Source organism: Clostridium sp. ATCC 25772, from assembly GCF_001573875.1.
In the GTDB taxonomy this organism is placed as follows: Bacteria; Bacillota; Clostridia; order Clostridiales; family Clostridiaceae; genus Clostridium_J; species Clostridium_J senegalense.
Genome location: NZ_LFRG01000003.1, coordinates 125,964 through 138,840, shown reverse-complemented (window position 1 = coordinate 138,840; position 12,877 = coordinate 125,964). Strand labels below are relative to the sequence as shown.

Here is a 12,877-nt window from a genome sequence, read left to right as displayed (position 1 = left end):
GGAGAAAGTATGAAGAAGGTTATAAAAGAATGGCTGGGGATAATTTTAATAGCATTAATAATAGCAGAGGTAACTAACAAATTAATTTTTTTTAATATAAAAGTTCCTACAGGTTCAATGTTACCAACAATACAATTAGATGATGTTATATTTTGTACGAGAATTTATGGTGAGAAATCAATTGAAAGAGGAGAAATAATAGTTTTTAAATCAAAAGAACGAGATGAAGATTTAGTTAAAAGGGTAGTAGGGCTTCCAAATGATCATGTTGAATTTAAAAATGATGGAACTGTTTATATAAATAATAAGAAGTTAGAAGAGCCTTATGTGGTTAATAATAGTGATAAGACTGGAGTTTTTGATGTTCCTGAACATTGTTATCTTTTTGCGGGGGATAATAGGGCTACGTCATTAGATGCAAGAAGTTGGGATAATCCTTACATAAATTATAAATATATACAAGGAAAGGCAAGGTTTGTAATAAACCCTTTTAGTAGATGGGGAAAACTTAAATAATAAAATAATCCTTTAAAATACATATAAGTGTTTTAAAGGATTATTTATTTTAAATAAATATAAATTTAAAAAATAATAATTTTTCAATTAAATAAAAATATTTTTTATTTAATTATTGAGTTTGTTCATGAAAAGTGCAATAATTAAATTATAAGTTAACAAAATGTTAAAAATTATTTTCCAAGAAAGGAAGTTGTATATATGGATATTAATCAAAGAATTGACGCTATGCGTAATGAAATTATTGCCTCAACAGCAGAACTTGTTAAAATAAGAAGTTTGGAAGGTGAAGCTAAACCAGGCATGCCTTTTGGAGAAGATGTAGATAAGGCCTTACAATGTGCTTTAAAGATGTCAGAAAAGTTAGGCTTTAAAACAGTTAATGTTGATGGATATGCAGGATATGCAGAAATCGGAGAAGGTGAAGAATACGTTGCATCCCTTGGACACTTAGACTTAGTTCCAGAAGGAGATGGATGGATATATCCACCATATGCTGCTGAGATACATGACGGAAAAATGTATGGAAGAGGAACCTCTGATGATAAAGGACCAGTTGTTGCTTGTTTATATGCATTAAAAGCAATAAAAGATTCAAATCTTCCAATGTCAAAAAGAATAAGAGTTATATTTGGAACAAATGAGGAAACTGGCGGGGAAGACATTCCATATTACTTAAAAAAAGAAAAAGCACCAGTATTAGCATTTACACCAGATGCTGATTTTCCAATAATAAATGGGGAAAAGGGTATAACAATATTTGACTTAGTTAAAAATTTTGTACCATGTGATAAAGATGGTAAAGTTATAATTGAAAGCATAGTTGGTGGAAATGCCGCAAATATGGTTCCAGATTATTGCGAAGCAATTTTAACTTGTGCCAATGCTGAAGAAGTTAAAAATACAGTAGAAGAATTTGCAAAAGACAAAAAATATGAAATAACAGTTAACATAGAAGGTAATAAAGCAATTATTAAATCTATAGGAGTTTCTGGACACGGAAGTACACCAGAACAAGGAAAAAATGCTATAATGCAATTAATTACATGTTTAGCAACTTTAGATTTAAGAGATGATGAAGTATCTGATTATGTTAAATTCTTTGATGAAAAAGTTGGTATGGAAGTAGATGGAAAGAGCTTCGGAGTTTATCTTGAAGATGAGCCATCAGGAACATTATCATTTAATTTAGGAAAAATTAATTTAAATAGAAAAAGTGGATCAACTACATTAAACTTAAGATATCCAGTTACAAAAACTTTAGATGATATGATGACTCCATTATGTACAACTTTAGGAACTACAGGAATAATGATGGAAAACTTCTCACATCAAGAGCCATTATATTTCGAAACAGATCACCCATTAATTCAAAAGTTAGCAAAGGCTTATAGTGAACAAATGGATGAAGAAGCTAAATTTGTTTCAATAGGAGGAGGTACTTATGCTAAAGAAATGCCTAACACAGTAGCATTTGGACCAACATTTATAGGACAGCCAAGCACAGTTCATCAACCGAATGAATATATAGATATAGAAGAATTAATAAGAATTTCAAAAATATATGCATATGCATTATATGAATTAGCAAAATAATTAATAAAATAATAGAAACACCTAAGAATTTTTCTTAGGTGTTTATTTTTTAATTTTAAAAATAAATTAAAAATTTGGAAGCAAATAAAATCTTTGTAAAATTCAATATTTTTTAAAAATATTATAAAATATATGGATAAAATAGGAAGACGATGTTATAATATAAATATACTGTTAATAAGTTAAAAGAAATTTAATAATTATTTAGGAGTGTATTATGATTTTTTTATCGATGGTATCTTTAATTACGGCTATAATTTTATTAGTGTTTATAGAAAGCCCTTCAATAATATTAGCTTTTAGTCTTATATTTATAAGCTTTATAAGTTCTTTAAGTAGTCTAAAAAAGCTATCAAATAATACTGAAGGTGCTTTGAAAAATAAAGAATTTAAAATAATAAGTAATAAATCAATTAGTATTTGTTCTGCAATCTTAATCATGAATGTATTTATTGTAAGTTCACTGATTCTAATTTTCTTTTTACAAAAGATAACCTAATACAGACTTTTAAGTCTGAAAATTTAAAATGTTAAATAAATACACTGATATACTTAATATGTATACTCAGTTATTTTTATTTAATTTTATTAAGTAAAAATAACTTTATAATGAGCATTTAATTGGAATAATATGCTTTTATTTTAAATAGTATTATAAAGTAAAAATTAAATTTCATTGTGAGGTTTTTATTATGAAAATAAAAGAAATAAAAATAGGTAAAATAGATATACCGTTAAAAAGAAAGTATAAGCTTCCAACAAGAGAAATAACAACTTCTGAAGAAGTTGTTATAAAAATTATAACTGATACTGATGAAATTGGTTATGGTAGTGCAGCTCCAGCACCAATGGTTACTGGAGAGACAGAAAATTCTATAATTGGGGCTATAAGATATATAGAAGATTATATAAAGGGTATGGAAATTAGCTCGCTAGAGTCTATAATAGCCACTATGGAAAAAGTTATTAGAAGAAATCCAAGCGCCAAGGCTGCTATAGATATAGCACTTTATGATTTAGCAGGCAAGAAATATAATGAGCCTTTATATAAATTTTTAGGAGGAAATACAAACTTTACTATAACAGATACCACTATAATGAATGATTCTATTGAAAATATGGCTAAAAATTCATTAGAAGCTATGCTTAACGGCTATGCAGATTTGAAAATTAAGTTAGGTTATGGAAGTTTTGAAAGGGATATTGAAATTCTTCAGGCTATTAAAAAGTCCATAAGAAAATCTGCAAGAATAAGAATAGATGGTAGTGGGGCATGGAGTGCAAAAGAAGCAATAAAGATAATAAGAAAATGTGAAGAAATAGGACTTGATATAGATTTTGTAGAGCAACCAGTTAAGTATTGGGATATAGAAGGTTTAAAACAAGTTAAAGATAGTGTGGATACTATGATTTTAGCTGATGAATCTGTATTTGGATATTCTAGCGCAGAGGCTTTTAGAGTAATAAAAAATAGAACTTGCGATTATATAAATTTAAAACTTATGAAAAGTGGAGGAATCCATAATGCAATAAAAATATATAATATGGCAGAGACTATGGATATAAAATGTATGATGGGATGCATGATAGAAAGTAAAATAGGTATAACTGCTGCTGCTAGTATGGCAATGGCTAAAGACAATATGATAACCTCAGATTTAGACACTATGCTTATATTTGAAGAAGACCCTATAGTAGGTGGAGCGACTTTTGAAAAAAATAAAATAATATTAAATGATGAGCCAGGTCTTGGAATTAAAGAAATAAAAGGATGGAAAGAGATAAAATAAAGGACACCTAAGGTGTCCTTATTATTTTGTAGATATTATAGCTAATTTGTGAAGGGCTCTAGTGGCCATCACATATCTTAATTTTTTTATATTATCGTAGTAATTATTTTTATATTTATTACTTTCAATTATTACAACACCATCAAATTCTAATCCTTTTGCAAAATATGAAGGTATTATTGTAATTCCATGAGTGTATTTTATATAGTCCTTATTAATTAATTTAAAGTTCAATTTATTTTGCAACATAGAGCTTAACTCTAATGCTTCATTTTCATCATAGGTTACTATAGCTATATTTTCTAAATTTTCATCTCTCATTTTTTGAGCAATAGCTATTATTTGTGATTCTAATTCAGATTTGGAATTAGCAATAGTTTTTTCAACTTGTTCACCAGAACGAACTAATGGAACTATTTTATCTTCATTTAGAAAATTATTAGCATAGTCCATTATTTCTTTAGTGGAACGATAGCTTTTATCTAATTTATAATTAGAGACTTTTAGGTCATTTAAGTAGTTAGTTAAAGTTAACATAGCTGGTTCACCATTTAAAGGTAATAGACGTTGATTGCTATCACCAACAATTGTAAATGAATTGCACTTGGTAATTTCTCTTATCGTAGCAAATTGGACTGGAGAATAATCCTGTGCCTCATCTATTACAACGTGTTTTATGTCATCTTTTAACTTAAATCCTTCTAATTTAACTTTAAGATATAGAATTGCAGCTAAATCTAATTCTGTTAAATCTAAGCTAGTATTGAACTCAGTATAAAGATCAATAATATCTGGCGAATTTAAATAAGATAAAGATTTTTTTAGTTCTATTAAATCTTTTATAAGTTCTTGTATTGCAATTTTTCTTTTGAAATCTAAATCATTTATTTCTAAAATTAATTCATCTTTAGAGAGTTTTGATTTGATAGCCTTAAAATTATTTTCAATAGCTCTAAATTCTGTATCTCTAGCATCTTTAAGTTTAGAAAAAATTATTCTTTTAATTCTTTTGCTACGTTTGAATAAAGGCATATATTTAAAATCTTCTTCAAACATATTTTGAATATCTTCTTTACTTATAACTAAATTACCTCTAAGGGATATATCTTCATATTTAAATAAGTTAGCATTCAGAGACTCTATATATGTATCTAGTGAGTTTTTGAAATCTATGGAAGATTTATAAGCAATGTCTTCTATAAATGTTTTATCACCGCTTAATACTTTTTCCATAACGTCTTTTAATGAAAAAGCTTCTTCTAGATCTAAAACTTCAAGAGCAAAATCTATAAATGTAGATTGTTTTACTCCGCTTTCTCCAAGGCTAGGAAGTACATCAGATATATAATCCATAAATATGTGATTGGGACCAAGTATAAGAACTTTATTTTCTAAAGATTCTCTGTTGTTATATAAAAGGTATGCCACTCTATGAAGAGCAATAGTAGTTTTACCACTACCAGCAACACCATCAACAACAAGTGCTTTATATTTATCTTCTCTTATAATTTCATCTTGTTCACTTTGTATTGTCATTATAATATCTTTTAATTTTTGGGATGAATTCTTACTTAATACCATTTGAAGTATATCATCATTTACATTTACTGCAGAATCAAACATTCCTTCAAGAATGCCTTTTTTTATTATGAATTGACGTCTACCTAATATATTTACATCAACTTTTCCCATAGGAGCATTATACTGACTTTCTCCTAAAGAACCATGATAAAATAATGATGATACAGGGGCTCTCCAGTCAACGACAACCGGTTCAAAGGTATTATATGGAGTAACACCAAATCTACCTACATATATTTTATCTATTCCAAAATCCTCTTCTCTAAATTCAACATTTCCAAAGTAAGGAGAAGTTTTAAGTATATTAAGTTCCTTAAGTTTTGTATCAATAGATTTAAAGGCTTCTTCTTTTACATACCTTTCATGGTCAAAGTAATCAATTAATTTATCTTCGTCATCTTTATAGTCATCTAAGATGTTCTTTCTATACTCAACTATGTAGTCAACAATTTCTTTTCTTTTATCTAAGTATATCAATATTTCATTATTAATTAACTCAATTACCTCTGATAATTTTTCTTTTTCTATACCGAATTCTAGTTCTTTTTTTAATTCATCGTTCATAAAAAATCCTCCCTTCAAAGGCTGTAAAAACAAAATTTTTCTATGACACTATTTATAAGTTTAAACAAATTATGAAAAACTTATAACAATAGAGTACCTAATATTATAACCCTAGATTTATAATATTAAAAGATAAAGATAATAAATTTTAAATTTCAACTATACATTCTTAACTAAAGTAAGCTGTTAAGTAGTAGTAAAATATTAATCTTAGATTTTCTTATTTGATAAATGCATAAATTTAAAATTCATCTCAAAACCATATAGTAGAGAACTTAAAATTGAAATAAAAAAATATAATATAAATTCAATAATAATACAGTTAAAATTATAGTGTATAGTTATGCAACAGTATATTGAAAAACATAAATATAACATTAGAAGATTTAGAAAATCTATTTTTAGATAACCGCTAAGATTAAAGATTTATAAAACTAATAAGATGATATTAATTATAGAAAATTTAAAATATTCTATAAATTTTATAGTTATTGTGGTATATTTATACTAAAAGAAAATAAAATCGCATAAATATTATTTTGAAAAATTTTTAAATAAAATTATAATCAATACAAATTCAAATATAATTTTAACTTATAAAAAGGGGGAGACTTTCATGGAATGTGACAAAATATGTAAAAAACCATCGCTTATGGTATCTTTAATACCATTTATTTCGTTAATAGTATTTATGTTATTAGGTGTAATTGTATTTGACTCTGCACCACAAATTCCTTTAATTATATGCTGTGTAATAACAGCTTTTATAGGTAAATTTTTAGGAATCAGTTGGGATGATATGGAGAAGGCCATGATAGAAACTAATTCTATGGCTATGCAAGCTAATTTTATCATTATGATAGTTGGGTGTTTGGTTGGAACTTGGATTGCAGGTGGAGTAGTTCCAGGTATGATATACTATGGATTGAAAATGTTTACACCAACAATGTTTTTATTTTTACTACCAGTGATATGTGCCATAGTATCAGTGTCAACTGGTAGTGCATGGACTACAGCAGGAACTATGGGAACAGCAGCAATGGGAATTGGAGCTGGACTTGGTATACCAGCACCTATAGTAGCAGGAGCAGTTGTAAGTGGAGCGTCCTTTGGAGATAAACTATCACCATTATCAGATAGTACCAATTTAGCTGCTGGAGTAGTTGGAACAAATGTTTTTGAGCATATAAGGCATATGCTTTACACAACAATACCAAGTTTTACAATAGCAGTAAGTTTGTTTGGTCTTATTGGTCTTAAATATAAAGGAGCTATTGTAGACACAACTCAAATTGATGCTATATCCAAGACTATATTGGCAACATTTCATATAAGTCCATTAATTTTCATTGCACCTTTATCAGTAATATTAATGATAATATTTAAAGTTCCTGCCATACCAGGAATGATAGGCGGTGCTACGATAGGAACAATATTTGCATTTTCACAAGGAAATAGTATATCAGAAGTTTTACATGCATTATTTTATGGAGTTCAACTAAGTACTGGAAATGCAATGGTAGATTCTCTTTTAAATAGAGGAGGATTACTTTCAATGATGGAAACAATTTCTCTTGTTATGTGTGCATTAGCTTTTGGCGGACTAGTTAAGAGAATAGGTTGTTTAGATACTATAATATCTGTAATACTTAAACACTGTCATAGCAGAGGAAGTATTATTTTATCCAATATAGTAAGTTGTATAGCTATGAATTTTATGGCAGCAGATCAATATATGTCAATAGTTATTCCGGGGCAAATGTACAAGCCTGTATATGAAAAATTAAACTTACATCCTACAAATTTATCGAGAGTTTTAGAAGATGCAGGAACTTTAACTTCTGGGTTAGTACCATGGTCAACCTGTGGTGCAATTTACTTTACAACCTTAGGGGTAAGTGCTTTTGCTTATGCACCATTTCACTTTTTAGGGTTTATTAATCCACTAGTTTCAGCATTTTATGGTTATACAGGTATAGCATTAAAACCATTAGATTCAAGCAAACCAATAGGAAATATATTAAGTGAAAATAATACTTTAGATAAAGATAATACCGTTAAAATATAAAAATAAAAGGTAGCTTACTAAGCTACCTTTTATTTTTATAAAAAGTATATTATTGACATTCTAATATTATACGGCGTATAATATATATAAAGATATAATATTATAGGGAAAAATAATAAAGTTAAAGTAACTTATAGAATTTTATTATAAATAAAAAGATATTTTTAGTATTTAAAGTTATCCCTATATTAATAAAATAAGGAGGACAAAAAATGGCTTTTCAGTTAGGAGCTGCTTTATTAGATGCATGCGTATTAGCCATCCTAATGAAAGAAGATACGTATGGATATGTGCTAACTCAGCAAGTTAGAGAAATTATGAATATTTCTGAATCTACATTATATCCAGTGCTTAGGAGGCTACAAAAGGAAGGATGCTTAAAAACCTATGATCAACCTTTTCAAGGTAGAAATAGACGTTATTATAAAGTAACAGAAGAAGGCAAAATAAAATTTAAAGAGTATTTTAATGAGTGGAATGATTATAAAAGTAAAGTTGATAAAGTTTTAAAGGGAGGGATAATTGATGAATAGAGTAGAATTTATTAGTGAATTGAAGTCTAAACTAAAAAGATTACCTAAAGATGAAATTGAAGATGCTTTAAATTACTATAATGAATATTTTGATGAAGCTGGTATAGAGGATGAACAGGAAGTTATGGAATCTTTAGGTTCTCCATGTGATATAGCATCACAAATATTAGCGGATTATTCACTTAAAGATATGTCTTTAAAGCCTAACTCTACTAAAAAAGGGATTTCAGCAGTTTGGTTTGCTATATTGGCAGTTTTTGCAGCACCAATAGCACTACCATTAACAATAGCAATCTTTTTAACTGTAGGAGCTATTGGAATTGCAATAATAGCTATTATTATTGCATTTTTATTAACTATGATAGCTATGGGCGGAGCAGGAATAGTTGCAGTTATTTCAGGAATTGTTGTGATTTTTAAAGATATACCAACAGCACTTATATTTATCGGTGGAGGAATTGTAGTAGTTGGAATTGATGCTTTAATTTTTCTACCTATAACATATTTAGCAAACAAAGGCTTCAGATTTATAGCTAATACAACAAATAAGATATTAAATAAAGCTAAAAAGAGAAGGGGGGTTAAAGGAAATTATGAATAAAAAAGTTAGAAAAAGAATAGCAATTATAGCTATTGGTATGATATGTGCAGGAAGCATAATGACTTATAGTGGATATTTATTAGGTGGTTCAAAAGACATAAGTTTAAATATAAAAGATGGTTTAGTCATAAATACTTCAAAGGAAAGATATAAAGAAACTATTTCGCTAGAGGAGTTTAATAGTATTGAAGTTGAATGTAACTCTAATATAGAATTTTTAAAGTCAGATAAATATGAATTAGAATTTGATGTTCCACAAAGTAGTGGAAAAATTTCTTATAGTGTAAAAGATAAAAAACTAATTATAAAACAAAGTGCGCAAAGTAAAAATAACTTTAATATAAATTTAGGGTTTGAAGAAAATAATCAAGATAAAAGTTACATTAAAATATATGCTCCAAAGGAAATGAAATCTAAAGAATTAAAAATAACATCTAGATTTGGAAATATAAATATTTGTCCAACTGAAAGTGATGTAGCAAATATAAACTCTTATTTTGGAAATATAACAGTAGATGGTTTAGAAGCCAGTAGTACTATTAATATGAACATGAATAATGGTAAGTTAAATGCCAGTAATATTAAAGCTCAAAATATTAATGTTTCTAATAAATACGGTGGAGTTAAACTTGAAAATGTTAATTGTAATGGGTTAGATGTAACTTTAAATAATGGTAAGTATATTGGAAATAATGTATCTACTAAGAATTATACTTTAAAAAATAGTTATGGTAACAATGACCTTTCTAATAGTAAAAGTGAAGTGTTAAACATTGATATTAAAAATGGTGAACTAAAGATTGATAGCATGAATAGCGGAAATGCTAATATAGTTAATAATTATGGAAAAGTGTATGCGAATGCCTTACAAACAAATGATTTAAAAATGAATTTAACTAATGGAAATGCAGAAATTAATGGTGAGTTTAAAGGTACATCAGAAATAAATTCAAAGTATGGAAATGTGTTAATTAACACCTCTTTAAATAAGGAAGACTATGATTATGATATTAAAAGTGACTTTGGAAAAATTAAAATAAATGATAAACAATATGAAAAACAGGCCGAAAGAAATGAAGGCTCTAGTAATATTTTAAAGGTTAAGTTAAATAATGGAGATGTTAATTTAAGCTTTAAATAGTGTAATAAGCTCAGTAAAATACTGGGCTTATTTTCATGGAAAAATTAAAAACTTTATAAAACCTTTAAAAATTCCCTTTATAATTCTTATTGTTTACAAAAATAACAAAATTAGGGGGAGAGTTTATGTTAGAGAAAAAAATAGAAATAAAAGGTGTAAGTAAAAAAATAAAAAATAGAACTATATTAAGTGATATTTCCTTTGATATTTATAAAGGTGACATTTGTGGTTTTTTAGGGCCTAATGGTGCGGGAAAAACTACTTTAATTAGAATTATTACAAATTTAATTTCTCCAACAAAAGGAGAAGTAAAAATAAATGGCATAGATGTTGTTAAACAAAGAAAAAGTGCATTATTGAATCTTGGTGCAATAGTAGAAGAACCTGTATTTTTCCCATTTATGTCAGGAAGAAAAAATCTACAAAATTTAGCTATGCTGAACCCAGATATGTCAAAGGCTGAACAAAAAGAAAAAGTGGAAGAAGTTTTAAAAATAGTAGACCTTCAAAGCAGAGGTGATGATAAAGTTAAAACTTATTCTTTAGGAATGAAACAAAGGTTAGGAATTGCGCAAGCACTTTTAAATAATCCAGAAATAATTATTTTAGATGAACCGGCTAATGGATTAGATCCTATAGGTATGAGAGATTTAAGAAACCTTATATTTAAACTTCAAAGAGAAAAGAAAATAAGTTTTTTAATATCCAGTCATCTTTTAGACGAATTACAACAAGTTTGTAATAGATTTATTGTAATAAATGAAGGAAACCTTATATGGGAAGGTAGTAAAAAAGAACTAGAGAGTGTTAGTGATAATGGAAGATTAGAAGATGCATTTATAAAATTGGTAAGCAAATATTAGGTGGTGGATATAATTATGAAAAATTTATTTATTAGTGAATGGCAAAAGTTGTGGAGAAGAAAGGTTACATGGATTTTATTTATAACGACAGTATTAAATTTAATATATTTTATTAAATCTTCTATTAAAAATAATATTGGTATTACACCAGACAATATTAAATATATTTCAGCATTAAACTTTCCAAGTAGCTTACTTAAAAATCAAATAGTAAGTATTTTTGATATTATGGTAATTATCTTTATTGTCATGGCTGTAACAAATGAATATAGAACTGGACAGTTAAGGATGGTAATGACAAGAAATATTTGTTTTGATGAAATTTTCAAAGCAAAATATCTAGTTATAGTAAGTACTATGTTTTTATTTTTAACTGTAAATTTTCTTTTAAGTACTTTTTTAGGATATTTAGCTTTGCCACATGAAAATGTTAAGTTTCCATATTGTTTAAGAACTTTTACGATAAGTGAAAGTATTTCTTACAATATTAAATATTATATTGTTACATGTATAGTTTTAGCTGCTTTTATATCAGTTATTATATGTATATCAGCAATATCTAAAACTGCTATAGAAGCGATAACATTGAATTTAATATTTATGTTTATATCAGTAATGTTACCAGAGTTATCTTTAATTTTTACAAGTAAAGGATCAAGTATATATGAGATTTTAAATTTTTCTTGTCTAACAAGAATTCAATATTTAGGTATAGATCATTTGCTTTCAGAATCTCAAAAAGGAATTGGAATTATGATAACTTCCATTGCTTTTCACGGAATAGTATTTTATTTAATTGGACTGAGATTATTTAATGACAGAGATTATTATATTTAAGGAGGAATTAAAATGAATAGATTAATAGCTTCAGAGTTTCAGAGAACATGGAAAAATAGGCAAACTATATTATTACTTGTATTTTGCATAGTTATTACAATTGTATCTTGTATATGGAGATATGCATATCCAGCTGGTTCATATGATGCAGTAAATTATAATGTAGAATTAAACAGACTTAATTTTGCGCCATTTATATTTTATGGAGTAAGATTAGAATTAATGTATATAATATTGCCTATTATGTATATAAACTCAATTAGTCATGAAATATATATGGGAGCTTTTAGAATATATGCAACAAGACCATATAAAAAACATGAATTTATAATAAGTAAGATAATAGCATTAGCTTTAGTAACTTTTATATTTGTATTTATAGTGTTTGCAATAAGTACAATTTTTGGATATTTATTTATGCCTAAAGTATCAAAAGTTAAGTTTTATAATATTCAACATGAATTTTCAATGATGCAGGCTTTTTTATATACTATAAAATTTTATATTATACAATTTGTTATATGTTTATGTGTTTTAGGCTTATCAGTAGTTATTGGTACTATAATAAGCAATTTTGTAATTTCAATTTTCGCTATTATTGCTTCAACAATAGCATTAGGATTTCACACTAAAATTTTTGAATTTATTAATTACACAACGACATATGGTTTCTATGTTTTAGGGGATAGTGTATCTATAAGTTTTTATATTAGATTAGGAATGTTTTTAACCATAAGTTTAATTATAAGTATATTTTTATGGATAAGAAAAGATTACCTTTGTTAAA

The 12,877-nt window shown here is 26.9% G+C and carries 12 protein-coding genes; 11 read left to right on the top strand and 1 reads right to left on the bottom strand.

Going from position 1 to position 12,877, the window contains the following annotated elements; translation table 11 throughout:
- The first annotated feature begins 9 nt into the window (after positions 1 to 9).
- The 4 genes from lepB (at position 10) to AZI32_RS01755 (ending at position 3,902) form a co-directional block, all read left to right on the top strand.
- Positions 10 to 516 carry a signal peptidase I gene (gene lepB, locus AZI32_RS01770; protein ID WP_061994205.1) on the top strand — a complete coding sequence of 169 codons (507 nt, stop codon included), beginning with the start codon at positions 10 to 12 and terminating at the stop codon, positions 514 to 516.
- Between the two features lie 201 nt (positions 517 to 717).
- Entirely contained in the window at positions 718 to 2,112 is a 1,395-nt protein-coding gene (gene pepV / locus AZI32_RS01765) for a dipeptidase PepV (protein WP_061994204.1), read from the top strand.
- A 217-nt stretch (positions 2,113 to 2,329) separates the two neighbouring features.
- Positions 2,330 to 2,611 carry a hypothetical protein gene (locus tag AZI32_RS01760; protein ID WP_061994203.1) on the top strand — a complete coding sequence of 94 codons (282 nt, stop codon included), beginning with the start codon at positions 2,330 to 2,332 and terminating at the stop codon, positions 2,609 to 2,611.
- A 193-nt stretch (positions 2,612 to 2,804) separates the two neighbouring features.
- A complete protein-coding gene (locus AZI32_RS01755; RefSeq protein ID WP_061994202.1) occupies positions 2,805 to 3,902 on the top strand; it encodes a dipeptide epimerase in 1,098 nt (365 codons plus the stop codon).
- A gap of 21 nt (positions 3,903 to 3,923) precedes the next feature.
- On the opposite strand, the gene AZI32_RS01750 is transcribed toward AZI32_RS01755, so the two are convergent.
- Complete coding sequence (locus AZI32_RS01750) at positions 3,924 to 6,047, bottom strand: UvrD-helicase domain-containing protein (protein WP_061994201.1); 2,124 nt, start codon at positions 6,045 to 6,047, stop codon at positions 3,924 to 3,926.
- A gap of 616 nt (positions 6,048 to 6,663) precedes the next feature.
- On the opposite strand from AZI32_RS01750, the gene nhaC reads away from it, so the two are divergent.
- The 7 genes from nhaC to AZI32_RS01715 all read left to right on the top strand — a co-directional run bounded on the left by nhaC (position 6,664) and on the right by AZI32_RS01715 (position 12,876).
- The gene (gene nhaC, locus AZI32_RS01745) at positions 6,664 to 8,115 is read left to right on the top strand and encodes a Na+/H+ antiporter NhaC (RefSeq protein WP_061994200.1); all 1,452 of its coding nucleotides are present in this window, start codon (positions 6,664 to 6,666) and stop codon (positions 8,113 to 8,115) included.
- A 212-nt stretch (positions 8,116 to 8,327) separates the two neighbouring features.
- Positions 8,328 to 8,648 (top strand): PadR family transcriptional regulator, encoded by a 321-nt coding sequence (locus AZI32_RS01740; protein WP_010294439.1) that lies wholly within the window; start codon positions 8,328 to 8,330, stop codon positions 8,646 to 8,648.
- Entirely contained in the window at positions 8,641 to 9,249 is a 609-nt protein-coding gene (locus AZI32_RS01735) for a DUF1700 domain-containing protein (protein WP_061994199.1), read from the top strand. Before AZI32_RS01740 ends, AZI32_RS01735 begins: the two co-directional genes overlap by 8 nt.
- Entirely contained in the window at positions 9,242 to 10,390 is a 1,149-nt protein-coding gene (locus AZI32_RS01730) for a DUF4097 family beta strand repeat-containing protein (protein WP_061994198.1), read from the top strand. Before AZI32_RS01735 ends, AZI32_RS01730 begins: the two co-directional genes overlap by 8 nt.
- Positions 10,391 to 10,515: 125 nt before the next feature.
- Positions 10,516 to 11,253, top strand: a complete 738-nt coding sequence (locus tag AZI32_RS01725) for an ATP-binding cassette domain-containing protein (RefSeq protein ID WP_061994197.1) — start codon at positions 10,516 to 10,518, stop codon at positions 11,251 to 11,253.
- A gap of 15 nt (positions 11,254 to 11,268) precedes the next feature.
- Positions 11,269 to 12,090 (top strand): ABC transporter permease, encoded by an 822-nt coding sequence (locus tag AZI32_RS01720; protein WP_061994196.1) that lies wholly within the window; start codon positions 11,269 to 11,271, stop codon positions 12,088 to 12,090.
- Between the two features lie 12 nt (positions 12,091 to 12,102).
- Complete coding sequence (locus tag AZI32_RS01715; RefSeq protein WP_061994195.1) at positions 12,103 to 12,876, top strand: ABC transporter permease; 774 nt, start codon at positions 12,103 to 12,105, stop codon at positions 12,874 to 12,876.
- The last annotated feature ends 1 nt before the right edge of the window (position 12,877 follow it).